At 65.5% G+C, this 22499-nt stretch carries 15 protein-coding genes; 4 read left to right on the plus strand and 11 right to left on the minus strand.

The features are described from left to right. Positions 1–49: 49 nt before the first annotated feature. From mimD to HGB39_RS24920, 4 genes are all read right to left on the minus strand, one after another. Positions 50–391 (minus strand): propane 2-monooxygenase effector subunit MimD, encoded by a 342-nt coding sequence (mimD, locus tag HGB39_RS24905; RefSeq protein WP_005242368.1) that lies wholly within the window; start codon positions 389–391, stop codon positions 50–52. After that, positions 388–1494 carry an aromatic/alkene monooxygenase hydroxylase subunit beta gene (locus tag HGB39_RS24910; RefSeq protein WP_005264695.1) on the minus strand — a complete coding sequence of 369 codons (1107 nt, stop codon included), beginning with the start codon at positions 1492–1494 and terminating at the stop codon, positions 388–390. Before HGB39_RS24910 ends, mimD begins: the two co-directional genes overlap by 4 nt. A gap of 50 nt (positions 1495–1544) precedes the next feature. After that, positions 1545–2588, minus strand: a complete 1044-nt coding sequence (locus HGB39_RS24915) for a 2Fe-2S iron-sulfur cluster-binding protein (protein ID WP_005566549.1) — start codon at positions 2586–2588, stop codon at positions 1545–1547. 85 nt (positions 2589–2673) lie between these two features. Continuing rightward, the gene (locus tag HGB39_RS24920) at positions 2674–4308 is read right to left on the minus strand and encodes a ferritin family protein (protein ID WP_005264697.1); all 1635 of its coding nucleotides are present in this window, start codon (positions 4306–4308) and stop codon (positions 2674–2676) included. A gap of 365 nt (positions 4309–4673) precedes the next feature. On the opposite strand from HGB39_RS24920, the gene HGB39_RS24925 reads away from it, so the two are divergent. Continuing rightward, complete coding sequence (locus tag HGB39_RS24925) at positions 4674–6302, plus strand: sigma-54-dependent Fis family transcriptional regulator (RefSeq protein ID WP_005566547.1); 1629 nt, start codon at positions 4674–4676, stop codon at positions 6300–6302. A 113-nt stretch (positions 6303–6415) separates the two neighbouring features. Beyond that, complete coding sequence (locus tag HGB39_RS24930) at positions 6416–7873, plus strand: catalase (protein WP_005566545.1); 1458 nt, start codon at positions 6416–6418, stop codon at positions 7871–7873. 88 nt (positions 7874–7961) lie between these two features. On the opposite strand, the gene HGB39_RS24935 is transcribed toward HGB39_RS24930, so the two are convergent. Both HGB39_RS24935 and HGB39_RS24940 read right to left on the minus strand, forming a co-directional pair. Next, positions 7962–9122, minus strand: a complete 1161-nt coding sequence (locus HGB39_RS24935) for a hypothetical protein (RefSeq protein ID WP_005566543.1) — start codon at positions 9120–9122, stop codon at positions 7962–7964. Then, positions 9122–10072, minus strand: coding sequence for a metal-dependent hydrolase (locus HGB39_RS24940; RefSeq protein WP_005264701.1), 951 nt, complete (start codon positions 10070–10072; stop codon positions 9122–9124). Before HGB39_RS24940 ends, HGB39_RS24935 begins: the two co-directional genes overlap by 1 nt. Positions 10073–10327: 255 nt before the next feature. On the opposite strand from HGB39_RS24940, the gene HGB39_RS24945 reads away from it, so the two are divergent. Further along, positions 10328–10933, plus strand: a complete 606-nt coding sequence (locus tag HGB39_RS24945; protein WP_005566541.1) for a TetR/AcrR family transcriptional regulator — start codon at positions 10328–10330, stop codon at positions 10931–10933. 28 nt (positions 10934–10961) lie between these two features. Here HGB39_RS24945 and HGB39_RS24950 read toward each other — a convergent pair whose 3' ends face one another. Both HGB39_RS24950 and HGB39_RS24955 read right to left on the minus strand, forming a co-directional pair. Beyond that, positions 10962–11336 (minus strand): ANTAR domain-containing protein, encoded by a 375-nt coding sequence (locus tag HGB39_RS24950; protein ID WP_005566539.1) that lies wholly within the window; start codon positions 11334–11336, stop codon positions 10962–10964. An 86-nt stretch (positions 11337–11422) separates the two neighbouring features. Continuing rightward, positions 11423–12385 carry an NAD(P)-dependent alcohol dehydrogenase gene (locus tag HGB39_RS24955; RefSeq protein WP_054247788.1) on the minus strand — a complete coding sequence of 321 codons (963 nt, stop codon included), beginning with the start codon at positions 12383–12385 and terminating at the stop codon, positions 11423–11425. 269 nt (positions 12386–12654) lie between these two features. Between HGB39_RS24955 and HGB39_RS38980 the strand changes: the two genes are divergently transcribed. Then, positions 12655–19764, plus strand: coding sequence for a non-ribosomal peptide synthetase (locus HGB39_RS38980; protein WP_267204537.1), 7110 nt, complete (start codon positions 12655–12657; stop codon positions 19762–19764). A 255-nt stretch (positions 19765–20019) separates the two neighbouring features. Here HGB39_RS38980 and gvpO read toward each other — a convergent pair whose 3' ends face one another. From gvpO to HGB39_RS38985, 3 genes are all read right to left on the minus strand, one after another. Next, on the minus strand, positions 20020–20364 hold the full coding sequence (gene gvpO, locus HGB39_RS24970) for a gas vesicle protein GvpO (RefSeq protein ID WP_005566532.1): 345 nt from the start codon (positions 20362–20364) through the stop codon (positions 20020–20022). A gap of 1491 nt (positions 20365–21855) precedes the next feature. Beyond that, the gene (locus tag HGB39_RS24975; protein WP_005566527.1) at positions 21856–22248 is read right to left on the minus strand and encodes a tautomerase family protein; all 393 of its coding nucleotides are present in this window, start codon (positions 22246–22248) and stop codon (positions 21856–21858) included. Positions 22249–22371: 123 nt separating this feature from the next. After that, positions 22372–22499 (minus strand): methylmalonate-semialdehyde dehydrogenase (locus HGB39_RS38985; protein WP_168442952.1); only part of this gene is annotated, 128 nt, incomplete at its 5' end.

Below are 22499 nucleotides of genomic sequence, written 5' to 3' on the forward strand. Positions count from 1 at the left end.
GGGCTGGGGGTGTCCGGGGCCACCCTGTGTGGCCCCGGACGGCTGCGATCTACTGCGCTGTGAGGTCGAATCCGATGTACTCGGCGGCGTCCTCCGGGCTGGCGAACAGCAGGGTCTTCTCGTCGAGGTGGACCATGCGCCCGTAGTGGGTGGAGCTGATCTCCTCGAAGATGGACCCGTCGAATTCCTGACCCAGGGCGTCGGTGAGTTCCTCGTAGTCGAAGTCGAGCAGGCGTTGGCCGTCGACGCGGATCATCGACGGGTACTCGGTCAGCTCCACACCGTCCTTGGCGCCCATCACCTCCGCGACGACACGGCCGATGGGGGTGTTCATCAAGGTGACGCCACACATGTTGGAGAACTCGGTGGACGATCCGAATTGCATGCTCACTGGTCCAACTCCTTGGGGATGTCGAGCCCGAGGTCCTCGAGCAGGGAACGGAACTTGTCGGTGGCGGCGTCGAAACTGGTGGCGAAGGTGATCGCCTTGTCGGCCGGCTGCGACCAGATCGGCTGCAGCGCCCGGGCGGCGTCGAGGCACCGTGGCACCCAGATGGCGAGCCAGGTGCCGAACAGCTCTTTGTTCGCCTCCCCGTGCTCGGGGTCTCGGGTGAGCAACCGGAACAGGTTGCGGGTGTAGGCGAGGTCGCGGTCGTAGTCGTGTTCGCCGGTGCCCACGATGGTGGGCGTGATGTAGTCACCGTTGCCGGCGGCGATCTGCATGACCAGTTCGCTGCGGAACAGGGTGCCGACCAGCTGTTCGAAGACGATGTTCGAGCCGAACAGCAGCTCACACCAGTCGGGAACCGCGGTGAGCCGCTCGACGACCTCGCGGGTGGGCTGCCACTCGGGCGCGGACTGCCAGACCTCCTGGTGGGCGGTGCCGTCGAAGTTCTCGGTGGCCTCGGACAGGTCCAGGTTGAACAGGGCCAGGTCCTGGGCGAAGCGCATCTTGTGGGCGGCGTTCACCGCGACGGCGGTGTTGATCATGTTCGTCGGGCAGGACCGCTGGATGGAGGTGAACACGTGCAGCGCCAACCCGTTCTCGGCGTGCATCCACGCCCCCAGGTTGCGGGAGATGAACGTCAGCCACGGGGTGTTCCAGCCGTCGTAGACCCGGGCACGCTTGGCGTTGGACAGGCACAACTCCACCTGGTGGACCACCTTGGAGTTGTTGCGGTAGATGGTTTGGTCCCATTCCTCGTTCGGATCGAGGAAGGCGTGCCAGTTCGACGACTTCGCGGCCGTCCACTCCTGCGGATAGCCGCCGGGACCGTCACCGAACCCGTAGATCCAGCCCTGGGAGAGGTGGCGGTCGGGATCGGGCTGCACGTCGACGGTCACGTCCTCGTACATCGTCGACCGCTTCTTGGCCGGCGTGTAGTAGGTGAAGCTGCGGCTGCGGGAGCTGGGGAACTCCAGCGCACCGGCTTCGGAGTCGGTGAACTCGATCTTCGGGAAGCTGCGTTGCTTGGACTCGGCGGTTGCGGTCATCTCGTTTCTCAGTTCTGTCGGTGAAGCAGGAAGGTGGTTTCCCAGGACGTCTACTCGAAGGCGGGGCTGGTGAACTTGTCGTAGAAGATCTGGTCTTTCGGTGTGTCGTTCGCCTCGAGTAGTTCCAGGGCGGCGTCGACCATCGGCGGCGGCCCGCACAGGTACACCTCGGCCCGGCCGATGTCCGGTTCGCGGCGGCCGACGACGTCGGTGACGTTGCCGTCCTCGACGGCGATCGCACCCACGGGCAGCGGGTCCATCGATTCCGAGAGGCAGGCCACGAACGTGAAATTCGTCAGTCCTCGTCCGAGTTCGAGGATCTCGTCGACGTAGAACAGGTCGTGCGGGGTGCGGGCACCGTAGTAGAAGTGCACCTGCCGAGTGTTGCCCGTCTCGCTCATGTGCCGCAGCAGCGACAGAAGCGGAGCCATTCCCGCGCCGCCGCCGATGAAGACCATCGGCAGGACATGGCCTTCCTTGATGGTGAACGACCCGTACGGTCCGGTCAGGGCGATCTCGTCACCCACCGAGATCCCGTCCTCGAGCAGCCCGGCGAACTTGCCACCGGGGTATTTCTTGATGAGGAACTCGACATGCCCCGGCGTCGATCGGGTCGTCGCCATGGAGAAGGACCGATGCTCCTCGGTGCCTGGGATGTGCAGGTCGGAGTACTGACCGGGTTTGAATTCGTATCCCGCCGGTTCGACCGGCGCCAACCGGAGCGACACGATGTCCTTGGTCATCGGCTCGATCCCGGTCACCCGAGTGCGCACATCCTGGATGGGGACACCGCCGAGAAGTTCGTCCTCGTCGAAATTGAGCAGCTCGATGGTGCAGTCGCTGTATGCAGTCGAGCGGCAGAGCAGGACGTGTCCCTCGTCGACCTCGGCGTCGTTGCACGCAAACGTCGAGTAGTCCTCCATCTGGATATCGCCTTCGAGGACAAAGGATTTGCAAGCCGAGCAGCGTCCCTCGCGGCAGCCGTGCATCAGGTGGATGCCCTGCCGGAACGCGGCATCGAGGATGTACTCGTCTTCGCCGACTTCCATCTCGATGTCGACGGGCTCGAAGTTGATACGGTGCTTGTCGGCCACGGGGTCTCTCCTGGACTCGTGAAAATGAATGGTGAAGCGGTGGGTGGCGCCGGAGTGGCCGCGGCGCCACCCACCGAGCCTGAGATCAGGCCGGAACTGTGCCGCCGGCGCGGTACGCGGCGATGTGCGCGTTGCGTTCGGCTTCGGACATCTCGTTCAAGAGCACGTTCGGGCTCTGGAAGGTGTTGCCCCGCACGTCGTCGAGAGTCCACATCTTCTTCGGATCGTCCAGATCGAGGTGCGGCTGGCCGACCAGGGTCTTGCCGTCGTCGCGGACGTAGCCGAGATCGGAGACGATGTCGGCGAGGTCCTTGCCGTGATGCAGGGTTTCCCACTCCCGGAATCCGGTGAGCCGGCCCATGTTCGGGGTCGGCCGGCCCTGGTACTCGCTGCGGAACGCGACGGCGTCGGTCCAGTAGCAGGTTTCCGAGCAGTACGTCCGCCACTGCTCGTCGACCTTCTCCACGACCATGTCCTCACGGATGAGGGCGGGAACCATGCAGGTCCAGCACCGGTGCGGGTACTGGTACCCGACCTCCTCGAACGCGATCGGCTTGTTGCGGCCGGGGTATGCGAGCCGGTTGTACTCCTCCCACCACTTGCCGTACTTCGAGTACCAGCCCGGGTACTTGTGCTCGAACCACTCGAAGTCCTTGTCGGTCATCGCGTCGATCCGCCAGTAGTTCACCGGCCATCCGGTGGCGAAGAACCGGGCCACCTCGTGGACGTAGCCCTTGTCGGTGATCCGCTTCCAGGCCTCCTCGACCAGGTCGTGCGGGATCGTCAGCCCGTACTTCTCGAGCGGGATGAGGTAGCTGCGGTAGTAGTCGTCGTAGATCCATCGACGCCACATCTCGGCGTAGCTTTCCCGGTCCTTGCGGCGGTCCTTCGTGCCGTACTCGATGAAGGTGCCGATCGCGGCGTCGACGACGCAGTGGTTGTTCCACCACGCGTACCGCAGGTCACGTTCGAGCAGTGGACGGTTGCGTTCGTCGGCGAGTGCCATCAGAAGGATCGAGTAGCCGTTGGAGATGTGCCGCGACTCGTCCGACTGCACCGAGTGGAAGACCGTCGGCAACAGGTAGTCACCGTTGGCGGCCGCCTCGTCGGGCATGGCTACGAACAGGGTGTTGGTGAACGCCGTCTCGGCGACCACGGTCAGGTAGATGTTCGCCGCGGTGATCGCGTCGCCGGTGATGAACCCTTCACCGAACTGCCTGCCGATGGTGCCCGCGTAGTTGTTCGCGAACGCCTTCTCGGTCATGTCGAAACCGGCGGGATCGATGTAGTTGTTCATGTACAGCTTCTTGAGGTTCATCTGGATCGTCGAGTGACGAACCTCGTCGATCATCTGCACCGCCAGCCCGTTGTGGATTTCCGGGTTGGGGACGGCGTCGATGGCCATCGGCATCGCTCGGGCGGCCGAGATCTCCGGGAACGGAATGATCGACAGGAACAGCTTCTGCCACTCGAGCCACCGCTGCTGCACCTGGCGGAACATGTTGCCGCGGATGGCACCGTCCATGGCGCCGTACACGCGGTTGTCCTTCTCTTCCTCCATCGGGAAGTAGGACCGCATGATCTGTTTGAGAGGATCCTTCTTCGGAGCCTTCTCGAAGGTGTAGTCGGTGCCGAACCGGGTGGCCGGGGTTGCGAATGTCGGATCCCATGACAGTTCGGTGATCTTCGCGTGGGCCTTTGTCAGGCTTTGCCTACTCAATGTGCGCCTCCTGGATCGTGAGCCGGCCGGGCGCCGGCTGTGGGGGGACGTTGTGGAAATTGATTGAACCCCGTGATCCAGCTCTCATCCGTCTCAGTGTGAGACGCAGGTCACTTCCGGATGGGTGGTGGCTGCCTACACTTGCCCCGCGCCGCGGCAGACCCACGCAGCCCTCGATCAGCCGAAGCAGGAGACCAGAGCGAGTGACCCCACAGCCCACCAGCACGTCACACCACCGCACGACGCCGAAGTCGAACTCGGACTCGGACTCCGAGGGGGCTCCGGCCTCGAGTTCGCCTGCAGGATCGGACTACCTACGTCTGAGCAATTGGCTCCAAGTATCCTGGTCGCGATCTCGGCAGGCGTTGGGAGACGACGACCGTCCCGCCGCCGCGTATGTCGAGCGCATGGCCACCGACACGGTGCTCGAGCGTGCCGCCCGATCCGTACTGTTCGAGTTGACCGTCGCCATCGAAAATGAGCCGGTATCACTGATTCTCACCGATGTGAACGGCATCGTGCTCTCCCGCACGGGCGGCGACAGCGCCTTGTTCACCGCACTCGACCGAGTCGACCTCGCCCCGGGCTTTCGCTACGCGGAGACCCAGGTCGGCACCAATGGAATCGGCACCGCGCTCGAGGTCGGCCGACCTCTCCTCGTGGACGGAGACCAGCACTTCAGTGGTCCGCTGCGGTCCTTCTCCTGCGCGGGAGCGCCGGTGACGCACCCCATCACCGGGGCGATTCTCGGTGTCGTGGACCTGACCACCGCCGCGCAGAATTCCAACACCCTGTTGCTGTCCTTCGCGACACTCGCCGCAACCCGCCTTCGTGAGCGCATGCTCGACGACGCAACCGAACTGGACCGGGCGATCTTCAGTGCGTACCGGTCCGCATGCCGGCGCTCCAGCCGACCCGTCGTCGCTGTCGGTGACGAGGTCGTGATGATGAACTCGCTGACCCGGCAACAATTCGACTCACCAGACCAGATGGCGATTCTCGAACGCACCCGAGACATCGGCGGTGAAACGACACCGGTCACGATCCTCACCGAGCTGCCCAGCGGAACGGTCGCACGCCTGAGTTACGAGCCGACATTCACCGGTAGCCGGCTGGCAGGAGGCGTCGTCCGGATCACGAAACAGGTTGCTTCGCTGCGCCTTTCCACTTCGAAGGCGAATGTACCCACCCCGCCCGCGATTGCCGGTGCCAGCCCGCTCTGGCGGCACACGGTCCAGGCGGTCGTCGACGCCTGCCGGCGACAGGACTGGCTGGTCCTCGACGGAGAACCCGGCGTCGGCAAGACCGCCCTGATCCGAGCGGCGCACCAACTCGTACCGGACCGCGGACTCGCCGTACTCGACGCCACCGCACTCGGCGACGACCTCCTCACCGAGGCCTCCGACGAACTCGACAGCGGATCCGACCTGGCAATACTGCACGCACACGTCCTGAACGACACTCATCTCGCCGCACTCGCGGACCTACTGCAGGGCCCCCAGGCGCAGGAGCCACCTCGCAGACCGTGGGTGGTGCTCACCCGGTATCCCCAGGACTCGACCGACACCACTCCACTGCTGCGCATGTTCCCCAAATCGATCACGGTGCCACCCCTGCGGCACCACCTGGACGATATTCCCGATCTTGTGCGCAGCCTGCTCGACACCCTGGGGGCCACCGGCCTCACCCTGTCTCCGGCCGCCTTGAATCAGCTCGCGCGTCTGGCGTGGCGCGGAAACGTCACCCAGCTGAAGAAGGCTCTCGAGGACACCTACCGGCGGCAACGGTCCGGTGTCGTCGAAATCGACACCCTGCCTCCCGCATGCCGTTCCACCACACGCCGAACGTTGACCAGGATGCAGGCGCTCGAGCGGGACGCGATCGTGGACGCGCTCGCGCTTCATGCCGGCGACAAGACTGCCGCCGCCGCCGCCATCGGCATGTCCCGAGCGACGATCTACCGCAAGATCCGCGAATTCGGCATCGTGCTCTGACCGACCGTACCCCTGGAATGTCAGATTGAGACATCGCTGCGCTCTCCCTCGAGGGATGCTCTCGCCGAACCACATTCACCCGCCCAGCCTCGGGTGTCAGACAGGAGAAATCGATGACCAACCCGAACGGACTCACCACAGTCGCCGGTGCGCCGGTACCCGACAACCAGAACAGCCTCACCGCCGGCGCACGCGGTCCGATGCTCCTGCAAGATGTCTGGCTTCTCGAGAAGCTCGCGCACTTCGACCGTGAAGTCATCCCCGAACGCCGCATGCACGCCAAAGGTTCGGCCGCGTTCGGCACCTTCCGCGTCACCCACGACATCACCGCACACACCAACGCCGCCGTATTCTCGGAGATCGGCAAGCAGACCGAGGTCTTCCTGCGTTTCTCCACGGTCGCCGGCGAGCGCGGCGCCGCCGACGCCGAACGCGACATCCGTGGATTCGCCGTCCGCTTCTACACCGAGCAAGGCAACTGGGACGTCGTCGGCAACAACACCCCCGTCTTCTTCTTCCGCGACCCCCTCAAGTTCCCCGACCTCAACCACGCGGTCAAGCGCGATCCGAAGACCAACCTCCGGTCGGCGGAGAACAACTGGGACTTCTGGACCAATCTCCCAGAGGCGCTGCACCAGATCACCATCGTGATGTCCGACCGCGGCATCCCCGACGGCTACCGGCACATGCACGGATTCGGTTCACACACCTTCTCGTTCGTCAACGAGGCCGGGGAACGCTCCTGGGTGAAGTTCCACTTCCGCACTCGGCAAGGCATCAAGAATCTCACTGACGAAGAGGCCGCCGTCGTCGTCGCCGGCGATCGCGAGTCGGCGCAGCGCGACCTCTTCAATGCAATCGAGGAGGGCAATTACCCGAAGTGGACCCTTTTCGTGCAGATCATGCCGGAAGCCGACGCCCAGACCTACCGCTACCATCCGTTCGACCTCACCAAGGTGTGGTCCAAGAAGGACTATCCCCTCATCGAGGTCGGGGAACTCGAGCTCGACCGCAACCCGGAGAACTACCACGCCGACGTCGAGCAGGCCGCGTTCTCCCCGGCGAACATCGTTCCCGGCATCGGCTTCTCCCCGGACCGCATGCTGCAGGGCCGGCTGTTCTCCTACGGCGACGCCGCCCGCTACCGGCTCGGCGTCAACCACCACCAGATTCCGGTCAACAGTCCCAGAGGGGCAACCCACGTCAATTCCTTCCACCGTGACGGCGTCATGCGCGTCGACGGCAACCAGGGCAGCGTCCCGAGCATCGAACCCAACTCACACGGCCGATTCGCCGACCAGCGCGGCTACGCCGAACCGCCACTCGAAGTCGGCGTGGTCGCCGACCGGTTCGACTACCGAGCAGACGACGACAACTACTTCGAACAGCCCGGCAACCTCTTCCGCAGCATGACTGCCGACCAGCAGACAGTGCTGTTCGAGAACACCGCTCGTGCCATCACCGGAGCGTCGGCTGCCGTCATCGAGCGCCACATCGCCAACTGCACCCAGGCCGACCCCGCCTACGGCGAAGGCGTGCGAAAGGCCTGTGAAACCCTCGGCGCCTTGTAGTTCGCGACATCCCAGCCCGTGATCTGCGCATCACCGCCAGTTCACGGGTGGGGTCGCACCGGCCGACCAGTCGCTCCCGTCGTCGCGCCTATCGGACCGCGTTCGGCACCGCACCCTCACCGGAGATCGGGCCGCGGCCGTCAGCGGGGCCCCGCGGCACTGTGAAGGTGGCGGCGACGCACAGAATCGCAATCGCGAAGCAGGCGATGGTGTACCAGAGATTTCCGATGGGGTCGCCATTGCTCGTGATGCCGTCGACAGCGCCGAAGTAGCTGGGCAACGCGGTCACCCACAGAATGCCCATCACGGCGAGGTACACCACGCTGTAGACACGGACGAAATCGTTCGAGTAGGCGGGTACGTCCGACGTCCCCCGCCGCAGCCGCGACCACTGCCGGAGCAGGATCGGGATCGCGACGAGCACGACGACCATCAGTTCGGTCGCGTAGAGAATTCCACGGACCGTGGTGCTCTCCATTCCGAGGACCGTCGCCGGGATCGGGAGGATGAACGTGCCCGCCGATGCCAGGAGACCGATCACGATCGTGCGCCACACCAGCTCGAGCCCGGTGAAGTCCCGTCCCTTGTCGGCGTAGCGCCCCACGAAGAACTGAACGCACAGGGCCAGCGACATCGGCCACAGGGCCGCGAACACCACCACGCTCGGTAGTGGGACCGAGTCGAACATGGGCTGGTTGACCGGGTTGGTGGTCGACCATTCCCACCACCTCAGCTGCGGTCCGAGCTGGTCGAAGATTTCGTAGAACGCGTGGTGCACGAAGCCCACGCAGACCGCGCCGACGAGTATCCCGCACTTCCGGAAGACGCCGAGCATCCGGACAAGCTCGAAGGCGAGCGTGGCCATCAGCGGATAGATCGCGATGATGTACAGCGGCAACCGGCCCCACAGGAAGTCCACGGTGAACACGTTGTGCGCGAACATCGTGTCCACGTGCTCCTCGATTCCGAACGCCGCCGGAAAGTACAGCGGTGGCTCGATGACGAACAGGTACGCGGTGGCCCCGAACCAGAGCACCAGATTGGTCGGATCGCCGTTGCGGCGCCAGCGCAGGATCGCGAATACGAGCGCGAGCACCGACCCGAGCACGATGGTGAGCTCGAGGACCGGCAGGGTCCAGTTCTCCAGCGCCAAGGGACTACGGACCTCGACGAGTCCGCCGGCCTCGGCGCACGAGAATCCGAGCGCAGTCGAGAGTTGGTCGAAGGTGGGCGAGCAGAGATCGGCCATCAGTCGACCACCGCCGCGACGGGATCGGTCCGGCGTGTGCGCGACTCTGCGGTGTACCAGCGGGTGCAGTCGTAGCCTGCGTCGTATCGGATGAACCACTCGTCGGCGAGCGCGGGCAGTTTTTCGTGCGTGGGGTCGTGCTTCGGCATCTGACTACGGACGATGCCGGCGAGGGCGGTCAGCTGTTCACCGCGCGGGAGGTCGTCGAACGCACGCGGCATGACGCCCTTGCTCAGGTAGGGCGCGAACACCGTGAGCAGTTTCTGCTTCGTCCGGTGCGTGGCGAACATCGACATCGAATCGACCTTCCGCTCCTTGATCGGCACGTGCTGATTGAAGCCGGCGCAGGCGATCCGCATCACCTTCATCACGTGTGCGAAGATCGACGGAGCCATCCGCATCCGGTACAGCTCTTCCCCGACAAGGGAATTGAAGATGATCATCGCCGAACTTCGGTGTTCGACCTCCTCGACGAAGTGCCAGATGAACAGGGAGGCGACCCGGTCGTCTCCCGGCCGGAAGAGGGTCGCGTCGTTGTCGAGCATCAGTTTGAATACCGGCGTGAAAGTCGCCTCCAGGTCCGCGGTGTAGGCGAGTCGGTAGTTCAGAGTGGTCGCCTCGGTGAGGAGGTCGTACTCGCCGATCACCGCGTCGAGGGTGTTCTGGAGCCCCGGGTATCGCTTGATCAGGGCTTTGACGTGCTGGCGATGCGCGGTCGAGTGGTGACCCTCCTGACGCATGAACGCCATGGCCTCTTCTGCGACCTCGGGATCGGTCATCCGCGGTTTGGCCTGCATGATCGCCTTGACGATCATCTTCTCGAAGCCGACGGCCAGGAACGAGATCGCATTCGACATGCTCGACCAGGCCGGGTTGTCGGGGTTCCAGAGGAACGGGACGTCCTGTTCGTCGAAGGCGAAATCCATCTTTCTGGGGTGCAGGTCGGTCATGGGGATACCTCGTCTCGTGCGGCATGAGTGGGCTGCAGCCTCTGGGTGGGTAGAGACCCAAGTGATTAATAACATACATACATCGAACTGATTGTATGATTACGTTTCGATGGTTCCCTGGAGACTGTCTGCGAAGCAGGCCTTCGAGTCGGAGGCTTATGCGTTCGCGGTAACCTCTGAGTCCAGGTCGGGAGGTGCGCCGACAGCCCTTGCGCGACGTTCGGGCCCCGCGTTGTGAGAGGTAGGGAAAAGACAGTGGCTGGCAGGCGTGGGTGGGGTGGCAGTCCGCCTGAAAGTGACGAAGAAGCGTCCCGGCGAATCGTCACCGCCGCAGTCGAGCTCATCAGCCGGAAAGATACGGCGATCAGCATCGCCGACGTTGCGGAATCCCTCGGCGTCATCCGTCAGACGGTGTACCGGTACTTTCCCAGCACCGACGCCCTCTTACGGGCCGCCGCCATCGCCGCCGTCGACGGATTCCTCGACCGCCTCGCAGCACACCTCGTGGGTATCGAGGATCCCGCAGAAGCTGTGGTCGAGGCCGTGATCTACACGCTCAACGAAGCGCCCCGCATACCGCAGCTCGGCATCATGCTGTCCGGCTCTCACTCCCACACCGCGGGAATCACGTCCGATGAAGCCCTTTTGTTCGGAATGACGATGATCAGGCGCTTCGACGTCGACTGGGAGCGGCACGGCTACGATGAGCCGGCCCTGCGTGAGCTCGTCGAATATCAGCTGCGGACGATGCAGTCGTTTTTCATCTCGCCCGGAAACCCGCCGCGTAGCCAGGACGAACTGCGTGCGTATCTGCGACGGTGGGTGGGATCGACGGTCGCCGTCCCGCGCAGTCCGGCGTAGCGACCAACGGGGATCTGCCGAAGGCTGGTCACGGTCGTATCTGGGTTGCGAGGTGGGGATGGTGTCGCCCGTGCAGGCTGGCTATTCGCCGCGAAGGACGGTGGTGCCCCGCCGGCTGTCCGCGGAGTCCTTCCCATTCGGGGAACGAGCCCGGACGGCGACTGGTGAGGTGCCGGGTGTTGCTGGTGAGGTCGATCAGGCACCGGGCGGCGCCCTGCACGGAGAGGTGGTGCCGTCGTGCCACGTCGAGCAGTTCGTCGAAGGCCTGGGCATCGCTGTAGCCGCGGCTGGTGATCAGAACTGCTTTCGCGGTGGTCAGGAGTTCACGGTCGGACGGCCCGCGGCGCCGGTCGAGGAAGCTTCGGGTGGGTCGCGGGGGGTTCGGGGTATCGGATTTCAACATGTGGCATCGTCCTTTTGTCTACGAGATTCCCCCAGGTCGCGGTCTCGTAAACGTGCGTACCCGAGTGTTGCTTCGTGTGGGCTCGTCTAGGCCACGGTGATGACGACGTTGCCCCTCTTGTGTCCGGTGTCGACGTACCGATGCGCCTCGACGATGCGTTCCAGGGGATAGCTGCGGTCGATGACGACCCGCAATGTGTCCGCTTCGAGGAGCTGCTTGATGTACGCCAATGCGTCGTTCTTGCGGACGGACATACCGGTGACGACTTTCCTACCGCCTCGGAGCGACGTCCAGAGTGACAGCACGTAGTTGTTCAGCCCGGATGTGGGAACGTAGCACCCGTTCTCGGTGAGCGAGCCCTTGCACCGAGCGAACGAGTTCCTGCCCACCGTGTCGAAGACGACGTCATATGCTTCGGTGTTTTCGGTGAAGTCCTCTTTGGTGTAGTCGATGACCTTGTCGGCGCCCAGGGACTTCACCATCTCCATGTTGTGCGGACCGCACACGCCGGTGACCTCCGCGCCGAAGGACTTGGCGAGTTGCACCGCGTAGGTGCCGATGCTGCCGGAGGCGCCGTTGACCAGGACCTTCTGTCCGGTTCGCACCTTCGCCTTGTCCCGGAGGAAGAACAGTGCGGTGGTGGCGCCGTCGACGGCGGCGACGGCCTCTTCGTAGGTCTTGTCGACTGGCTTCAGTGCGAGCGAGGCGGATTCCGGCAGGCACTTGTATTCGGCGTAGGCGCCGATCTCGAAACCGGTGAACCCGAATACTTGATCGCCCGGCTGGAACCGGTGTACGTCCTTGCCGACGGCCTCGATCTCTCCGGCGAGCTCGAGGCCCAGGGTCCGCAGTCTCCTTCGTGGCCGTCGCAGCCCGAGGATGAACCGGCCCCAGAGCGGTTCGCCCCGCCGCATCTTGCATTCGGCTGTTGTCACCGTTGTCGCGTGGACTTTCACCAGGACTTCGCCGTCCTTGGGCGTTGGTTTCGGGACCTGCGCGAGTTCGAGTACGTCGGGTCCGCCGAACCGGGTGTGGATGATCGCCTTCATCGCGGACCTCCTCGGCGGCGTTCCAGGTCGTCGCGCCTCGAACAAGCTCACGGCCAAGCATAGTTCTCCGGCATCCTCGTCGTGGGGTTGTGCGGGCGGTCAGGGTGTCGACACCGCACACCTAGGGTGTGTTTTCGCGCACGGCGATCCGCGGGACTGTAGTGGCGTCGGTATGTCCGGCTCCCCCTGTCCAGAAGGACCGAGCGTCCCGCCGTCAACCCAGCGGCGCAAGCACACTGGTTGGTGATTTGATGGAACACGCTGCGCGAGTGAACTACCGAGAGCATCGATCCGATCCGTTCCCGCTGTCCGCGGCGCAGCACGGGCTGTGGTTTGCGCAGCAGCTCGCCCCGGAGGTGCCGATCTGCATTGCGCAGTACGTCGACATCCGCGGGCCGCTGGACGTCGATCTGTTCCGCGAGGTAGCACTCGTCGCCGGCCACGAATACGAGTCCGTGTTCCTGCGTCTGGTCGACGTCGACGGTGAGCCGCACCAGGTGGTCGACCCACCGGCCGACGCGGCCATGGGAATCGTCGACTTCCGCGGTGCATCCGACCCGATGGCCGCCGCCGAGGCGTGGATGCAGGAGAACTACACGGCACGAGTCGATTTCGAGCACGACTATCTGTGCGAATCGTCGCTGCTGCGGGTGGGTGACGAGCGGCACCTGTGGTACAGCAGGATCCACCACGTCGCCCTCGACGGATACGCGGCGATGACGATGGTCAATCGTGTCGCCGCCCTGTATACCGCGGCAGTCCAGGGCCTCGAGCTTCAACCGAACCGTGCAGCGGACCTGCACACCCTGCACCGCCTCGAAGAGGAGTACCGGGCATCCCACCGGTTCTCGTCCGACGGCGACTACTGGGCCGAACGTCTCCACACACGCACGAACGGCGCCTCCCTGACCGACGTCGAGGCTCCGCCTGCAGCCCACAGTCTCACCGTGCGCACGGCGCTGTCCGCCGATACCGTCACACGGCTCGAGGACACCGACGGCCGGCCGGGCGCGACGGCAGCGGCCGCGTTGATCGCCGCCTTCGCCTGCTATCTCTCGCGGCGGACGGGACGGCAGGACGTGCTCGTGGACATTCCGCTGTCCGCACGCACCACCGCTGTACTGCGCCGATCCGGCGGAATGCTCGCCAACGTCGCCCCCCTGCGGGTGCAGGTCCGACCCGACGACACCGTCGGCGACCTCGTGACCCGGGTCCAGCACGAACTGATGGGAGCAATGCGGCACCAGCGCGGCAACGTCGAGGACATTCTGCGCGAGCTGGGCGTGTCCGCCGAGGCCCGCAGGATCTCGGGACCGATGATCAACGTGATGCTCTTCGATCAGGATCTCACCTTCGGGTCGCTGACCGGAGACTTCCGGATCCTCACCACCGGTCCCGTCCCGGACCTGTCCGTCAACGTGTACCGGAGCGGCACCCCGGCGTCGACGATTGTCGAGTTCGAGGCCAACCCGTACCGCTACCGCGACGACGACCTGCAGTCGCATCACGCCGGCGTCGTCGAATTGATCGACGAACTGCTCGCCGCCGACCCCGGCACTCCGCTTGCGGTGATCGGTGTGGCGGAGTTGGAGTGCTTGACGCCGGTGGTGGGTGAGGTGTCGGTGTCGGAGGTGACGTTGCCGGAGTTGTTGGCGGCGTCGGTGGTTGCGGATCCGGGTGCGGTTGCGGTGGTGTGTGAGGGTCGGAGTGTGACGTATCGGGAGTTGGATGAGGAGTCGAATCGGTTGGCGCGGGTGTTGCTCGAGGCGGGGGTGGGTGCGGAGTCGGTGGTGGCTGTGGCGGTGGCGCGGTCGGTCGAGTCGGTGTTGTCGGTGTGGGCGGTGGCGAAGACGGGGGCGGCGTTTTTGCCGGTGGATCCGCAGTATCCGGCGGGTCGTGTGGAGCACATGGTGGTGGATTCGGGTGTGGTTGTGGGGGTGACGCTTTCGCAGTTTCGGGATCGGTTGCCGGGTTCGGTGCGGTGGGTGGTGCTCGACGATGCGGTGACGGAGTCGCGGTTGTTGTCGGTGTCGGCGGGGGTGGTGACCGATGTGGATCGGGGTGCGTCGGTGCGGGTGGGTCAGGCTGCGTATGTGATTTATACGTCGGGGTCGACGGGTGTGCCGAAGGGTGTGGTGGTGACGCATCGGGGTTTGGCGAATGTGGTGGCTGCGCAGCGTTCGGGTTTCGGGGTGTGTGCGGGTGCTCGGGTGTTGCATTGTGCGTCACCGAGTTTCGATGCGTCGGTGTTCGAGTTGGTGTGGGCGTTGGGGTTGGGTGCGCGGTTGGTGGTGGTTCCTCCGACGGTTTACGGTGGGGAGGAGTTGGCGCGGATTTTGGTGGGGGAGTCGGTGACGCATGCGGTGTTGACGCCGACGGCGTTGTCGTCGGTTGATCCGGCTGCGGTGGGGGCGTTGGGTGCTTTGGTGGTGGCGGGTGAGGCGTGCCCGCCGGAGTTGGTTGCGCGGTGGGCTCCGGGTCGGCGGATGTTCAATGCGTATGGGCCGACGGAGGCGACGATCATGTCGAATGCGAGCGGTGGTTTGGTGGTGGGGGAGTCGGTCACGGTGGGTGGTCCGGTTCGTGGGTTCGGTGAATTGGTTCTGGATGGGCGGTTGCGGCCGGTGCCGTTCGGGGCGGCGGGGGAGTTGTATTTGTCGGGTCCGGCGCTGGCGCGGGGGTATCGGAATCGGTCGGGGTTGACGGCGGGGCGGTTTGTTGCGGATCCGTTCGGTGGGCCGGGGCAGCGGATGTATCGGACGGGGGATGTGGTGCGGTGGCGGCGGTCGGTGGGTGGGCCGGTGCTCGAGTATGTGGGTCGCTCGGATTTTCAGGTGAAGATTCGTGGTTTCCGGATCGAACTCGGCGAAATCGACGCAGCGCTGACCCGGCATCCCCGCGTCGCGTTCGCGGTGACCCTCGGCCGCACCGCCCCGTCCGGCGACACCGTCCTGGTGTCCTACGTCCTGCCGTCCGGTGACGGCGAACCCGACGTCGCCGAACTGACCGACCATGTGCGCGGCTTCGTGCCCGCCCACATGGTTCCCGCGACGATCGTGATCCTCGACGAGCTGCCCCTCACCCCGGTGGGCAAGCTGGACCGGCAGGGTCTGCCGACCCCGGATTTCGCGATCGTACGCACCGTGTTCCGTGCGTCGACCAATTCGGCCGAGCACACCGTGGCAGACGTCTTTGCCGAGGTGCTGGGACTCGGCCGGGCGGGGCTGGACGACAACTTCTTCGACCTGGGCGGTAATTCGCTGAGCGCGACCCGCGCCGTCGCCCGCATCAACTCCGCCCTGGGTGTCGGCTTGGGGGTCCGGGAGCTGTTCGAGTCGCCCACGGTGGCGGGGCTCGCCGCCCGCGCCGCTGCCGCGGATCGCCGCACCGCGGCGCGTCCCGCCCTCACGGCGGGCCCGCGCCCCGACCGGGTGCCCCTCTCCCTCGCACAGCAGCGGATGTGGATCGTCAACCAGGTCGACACGACCTCGCCCGCCTACAACGTTCCGATCGCGCTGCGCCTGACCGGGGAACTCGACATCGACGCTCTGCGCGCCGCGTTCGGCGACGTCGTCGAACGGCACGAGCCGCTCCGCACCGTCTATCCGGGGTCCGCTGACGGCCCGCATCAGGTGGTGCTGCCCGCGGATCGGGTGACCGTCGACCTCACCCCGGTCACCGTGTCCGACGAGGCTGCGATGCGCACCGAGCTGGTGACTCTGGCGTCGGCAGAATTCAACGTGAGTCGCGACGTCCCGATGCGCATCGCGGTACTGCGGACCGGTCCGGATCAGCGCGTGGTGGTCCTGGTGCTTCATCATATCGCGGCGGACGGCTCGTCGATGGCGCCGCTCGCCCGCGACGTGATGGTCGCGTACACCGCGCGTACGCACGGACGCCCGCCCGGATGGGCGCCGATGCCGGTGCAGTACGCGGACTTCGCGCTGTGGCAACGCCGCACCCTGGGCAGCGACACCGACCCGGACTCGCCGATCTCGGCGCAGCTGGACTACTGGCGCCGGACCCTCGACGGGATGCCCGAGCTGCTCGAGCTGCCGACCGACCGCCGGCGTCCGCTGCAGCGGTCCTCACACGGCGCCACCGTGGCGTTCGCGATCGGCGCGGACCTTCACACGAAGCTGTCCGACCTCGCCCGGGGTCACGATTCGACGCTGTTCATGGTCGCGCACGCCGCACTCGCCGTCCTGCTCGGCCGGCTGAGCGGCGAGACGGACCTCGCGGTGGGCACGCCCGTCGCCGGTCGCGGCGACGCGGCACTGGACGAGATGGTCGGCATGTTCGTCAACACCGTGGTGCTGCGGACCCGCGTCGCACCCGAGCGCTCCTTCACCGATCTGATGGCGCACGTCCGCGAGACCGATCTCGGGGCGTTCGGGCACGCGGAGGTGCCGTTCGACCGGGTGGTGCAGGCGGTCGACCCGGTGCGGTCGACCGCGCACACCCCGCTGTTCCAGGTGCTGCTCGAGTTCCAGAACACCGAGGAGGGCCGCCTCGAACTGCCCGAACTGACCGTCGAGGTCGTCGACGCCGGTGTCGAGGTCGCCAAATGCGACCTATACCTGACCCTGAGCGAGAACGTCGACGCAGCCGGCGAACCTGCCGGAATGTCTGCGGCATTCGGTTTCGCCACCGACATCCTGGACGCGAGCACCGTGCGCGGTTTCGCAGACCAGTTCGTCCGCATCCTCGACGCGGTCACGGCGTCGCCGGACCGCCCGATCGGTGACATCGCGGTGATCGGTGTGGCGGAGTTGGAGTGCTTGACGCCGGTGGTGGGTGAGGTGTCGGTGTCGGAGGTGACGTTGCCGGAGTTGTTGGCGGCGTCGGTGGTTGCGGATCCGGGTGCGGTTGCGGTGGTGTGTGAGGGTCGGAGTGTGACGTATCGGGAGTTGGATGAGGAGTCGAATCGGTTGGCGCGGGTGTTGCTCGAGGCGGGGGTGGGTGCGGAGTCGGTGGTGGCTGTGGCGGTGGCGCGGTCGGTCGAGTCGGTGTTGTCGGTGTGGGCGGTGGCGAAGACGGGGGCGGCGTTTTTGCCGGTGGATCCGCAGTATCCGGCGGGTCGTGTGGAGCACATGGTGGTGGATTCGGGTGTGGTTGTGGGGGTGACGCTTTCGCAGTTTCGGGATCGGTTGCCGGGTTCGGTGCGGTGGGTGGTGCTCGACGATGCGGTGACGGAGTCGCGGTTGTTGTCGGTGTCGGCGGGGGTGGTGACCGATGTGGATCGGGGTGCGTCGGTGCGGGTGGGTCAGGCTGCGTATGTGATTTATACGTCGGGGTCGACGGGTGTGCCGAAGGGTGTGGTGGTGACGCATCGGGGTTTGGCGAATGTGGTGGCTGCGCAGCGTTCGGGTTTCGGGGTGTGTGCGGGTGCTCGGGTGTTGCATTGTGCGTCACCGAGTTTCGATGCGTCGGTGTTCGAGTTGGTGTGGGCGTTGGGGTTGGGTGCGCGGTTGGTGGTGGTTCCTCCGACGGTTTACGGTGGGGAGGAGTTGGCGCGGATTTTGGTGGGGGAGTCGGTGACGCATGCGGTGTTGACGCCGACGGCGTTGTCGTCGGTTGATCCGGCTGCGGTGGGGGCGTTGGGTGCTTTGGTGGTGGCGGGTGAGGCGTGCCCGCCGGAGTTGGTTGCGCGGTGGGCTCCGGGTCGGCGGATGTTCAATGCGTATGGGCCGACGGAGGCGACGATCATGTCGAATGCGAGCGGTGGTTTGGTGGTGGGGGAGTCGGTCACGGTGGGTGGTCCGGTTCGTGGGTTCGGTGAATTGGTTCTGGATGGGCGGTTGCGGCCGGTGCCGTTCGGGGCGGCGGGGGAGTTGTATTTGTCGGGTCCGGCGCTGGCGCGGGGGTATCGGAATCGGTCGGGGTTGACGGCGGGGCGGTTTGTTGCGGATCCGTTCGGTGGGCCGGGGCAGCGGATGTATCGGACGGGGGATGTGGTGCGGTGGCGGCGGTCGGTGGGTGGGCCGGTGCTCGAGTATGTGGGTCGCTCGGATTTTCAGGTGAAGATTCGTGGTTTCCGGATCGAACTCGGCGAAATCGAATCGGCTCTCCTCGGATACCCCGGTATCGATCGTGCCGTCGTGAACACCAGCGGCGACCGGCTGGCCGGCTACGTCGTCCCCGCTGCGGGTTCGCTACTCGACACCTCCGCGGTCCTGGCGCACGCCCGCGCGCGGTTGGCCCCGCACATGGTCCCCGCGACCGTGACCGTGCTCGACGCCGTGCCGGTCACCGCGAACGGGAAACTCGACCGCGCCGCCCTGCCGGAGCCCGACTTCGCCGCGGTGCGCGCCGCGTACCGGGCGCCGCGCAACGCGACCGAGGAAGTAGTGGCCGCCGCGTTCGCCGAGGGGCTCGGCCTGGACCGGGTCGGCCTCGACGACAACTACTTCACGCTCGGCGGCACGTCGCTCACCGCGACGAGCGTGATCGCGCGGATTGCCGAATCGTCCGCGCGCGCCGTGCCGGTGCAGTGGATCTTCACCCATCCGACACCGGAAGCCCTGGCGCACATGATCGCCACGGCGCCAGAGGACTCCCGGGCGGAGGATGCCGCCGACCGGTCGCTCGACGTCCTGCTGCCGCTGCGTACCACTGGAACCGGCAACCCGGTGTTCTGCATCCACCCCGCGATCGGGTTGGCCTGGTGCTTCACCGGACTGGTGCAGTATCTCGGCGACCGTCCGGTGTACGGGCTGCAATCCCCGGCGCTGACCGACCCGGACCTGCGTGTCGACTCCTTGCAGGATCTCGCCGCCCGGTATGTCCAACGGATCCGCTCGGTGCAACCGGACGGTCCGTATCACCTGGTCGGCTACTCGGTCGGCGGTCAGATCGCCCATGAGATGGCGGTGCAGCTCACGGGTGTCGGCGAGGAGGTGGCCACCCTCGCGATGCTCGACACACACCTGGCCGAAGGATTCGGTCACACGACGGAGAAGCCCACCGTGGCAGCACTTCTGGCGGAGCTCGGCGCGGTGGTCCCGGGCGACGAGAATGCGGCGGCGACCACGGATCGTGCCGTGGAAGTATTGCGTCGCACCGGCGGACTGTTCGCTGGTGTGACCGTGGACGACCTCGACTCCGTCCACCGGGTGTTCACCCAGACGGTCGACCTCGCCCTCGCGCACCGCCCGTCCACACCGAGCGGTCTCGATCTGTTGTACTTCGGTGCGGCAGATTCCGTGGATGCATCCACCGGCGTCTCCGCGTGGAGGCCGCACATCAGCGGCGAGATCCTCGAACACGCCGTTCCCGTAACGCACCAGCAGATGACGAGTCCGGAAGCGCTCGCCGGCATCGGCCCCGTCCTCGCACAGCACGTTGCGCTCGCGGACCGCCGGCTCGCCCGGTCCTAGGCGCGCACGCCCGGCCGGCGCGCCGGGTGATGAATTCCGTGAGTTACGCGCTCGATTCGCTTGTTGCCGGCGGATTCCCCTACTCGTCGGTTGGGAGCATCGACCACGGCTGTCGGCGCACCTGCCGACCATCGGGGTGGTGTGTTCTCATGCTCTCCACGACACTCGCCCTCCTGACAGTTCCTCGTCGACACGCGCACCGACGTGAGCGCCGAGGACCTGCGGTGTGCGGACGCGAACTCGCACCGGCACCTGTCACCGGGCACCGTCGCTTCGGTCACGGTGGGGCTCGTCATCTTCGTCGACGGGAAGCGCTTCGTCTGCCACCTCGATGGCGGAGCCGCGCCGGTACCGGCGAGTCCTCCGGTACGACAGCAATTCTCCATCGAGGTCCAGCACCACCTCGTAGAGTGCGAGCATGTCCGCTGACGGGGGTATGTGCCGGTCGTCGACCACCTCCACTTCCACCGACCAGCCCTCCTCGGTCGGCACCACCGCCGTCGCGTTCTCGGATTCCTTTCCGATCACATCTGCGATGTCACGCAACGCGGCCGCAGCGGCCGCCGCTGCCGACACGGGCGGGGGATGTTCGTCAGCCATCCCAACCATCTCCTTCTCCTCCGGAGCGTCCGGTGTGAGCTGGGCATATACAAATTCTTCTCTGCTTGGTGGCCGGACACCAGGGGCGTGGGCGCCGACTTCGGCAGCGAACCGACTGTTGGTGCAAGTGCCGGAGCGTGCAGATGCCCGGCACTGCTCAATGTTCGTCGTCGAAGGACGACCCGCGCTTGCGTGCCGAGGCGATTGCAGCACCATTGCCCCTACACACAGGGTGCTCTCTTCTGACATCCTCCGGATCGAGGACACCGCGACCAATTGAGTTCCGGCCTCCGGCCATCCGGAGTAACAAGACGGTCAGGTGTTCGCGATCGGCCCTCGGTGGGAGGCGCCGGCTCGCCGGCTGCAGGGAGTGAACGACCATGGCTCAGGGCAGCGGGTACAAGTCGCTCGACGGGAATCAGCGGATGGAGTTCGAGGTGGGCCGGGGAGTCGATTTGCCCGCGAAATGGGCCGGCTTCATCGAACAAGGTTGCACCGTCGGGGCCCTGGCGATGCCTGAGGTAGGAGGCCCGAGCGACACACCGTCCCCGGCGCATGCAACGGAGCCTCCGACGTGATGAGCCCGATGTCGGAAGACAATGACGGACCGATTCATCGCTGGACGCCCCTCGACGTCTCGGATCGGGGCGGTGGAACGTTTCGCGGACTGTACCGAACATGTGCTCACTGTCGGCGACCTGCAGTGGGCTGACGTGGCGAAGGATTCCGGCTGTTGGCCGTCAACAGTTCCCTTCGTCGCCAGCAGGAAAGCATTCGAGCCGCCATTTTGCTCAGTCGACACGACGTGGGTCATCTGGGCGTGGCATTTGTGCGCGCGGCTCTCCAGGACGAGACGTATCTCGGTTTCTTCGCGTCGCTCGACCTGGAGGAGTCCCAGGAGTTGTTCGTGTCGGTGGGCAACTTCGGCTCCCTGCGAGCACTGCTTGCGAATCGAACTATATCGGGGACAAGGAGATGGCACGGCTCTGGTATCCAAGTACTTCCTCGAGTGGGCAGTTGCCAAGAGCGAGGAGACCAGAGCTGTGCTGACGGTGCTGAAGGAAGCAGTACGGGTGGTCGGGTGGCATCGTACCGACGGGGGTGTGTGTCGCAGACCGTGTCGGCCAACGCGAGCCGTATGACTATCTGTACGCAGCGTCGAGCCGGGCAGTGCACTTTTCAGTCAGTGAGATCATGCGTCGTGGCTGGGTAGAACCGACCGGAATGCTGGTCACGGACAAGGGTGCGTTTCGAGAGCACCTCGCCTCCTTCGCTCTCGACTGGTTGTGGCGGCTGTACGTCGAAACCCGGCGGATCGCTGTGCCGATGCTGGACAGGCCGGAATCAGCAGCGACGAATCCCTCGGGTTCCCGCAGGCGGATCCGCCATCGGATCGGTGCGCCGAGATGTCCGTGTAGCCGTCGTAGCGTGCCCAGGTCACGGCGAAGGTGAGGATCTCTGTTTGATATCCGGTCATGTCGATGCCCGTTCTCAGAGGTGTCCTTCCACGAATTGGGCAACACCGTTGCCGAAGGACCAGTCGTCGCGTGTGTTTTCGAGCACCGATACGATGACATCGGTTGGCGCCAACCCGGTCTCATCGTGCAGGCGATCAGCCAGTGCCCGATACATGGCCTTCTTCTGCTCCTGGCTGCGGCCCTGTTGGGCCACCTGCACGACCACGATGTCGTCGGTTCGCTCGAACCCCAGCCCGGTGTCCTCGGCAATGATCTGACCCGGCTTGTGCTCGGAGATGATCTGGTAGCGGTCTCGGTCCGGTGCTGCGAAGTGCTCGAGCATCACGCCCTGCACCACATCCGCGAGGTGACGAAGCTGTTCAGGAGTACGCCTGTTCTCGATGACGTGGATGTGAACGAGAGGCATGACGTGCTCCTTGATGGTGTGATGGGTGATCGTGCGGTTGGGGCCTGTGCGGGGTGCGGTCCGAGATCCGCACCCCGCACAGGTGATTGGTGGGTTTTCCGTCTACGAAAGCCTCATGGAGGGCTAGTTGTTCTGGGGGAAGCCGAGGTTGAGTCCGCCGTGGCTGGGGTCGAGCCAGCGGGTGGTGACGACCTTGCCGCGGGTGAAGAAGTGCACGCCTTCGGTGCCGTGGGCGTGGGTGTCGCCGAAGA

The organism is Rhodococcus opacus, assembly GCF_012396235.1.
In the GTDB taxonomy this organism is placed as follows: domain Bacteria; phylum Actinomycetota; class Actinomycetes; order Mycobacteriales; family Mycobacteriaceae; genus Rhodococcus_F; species Rhodococcus_F opacus.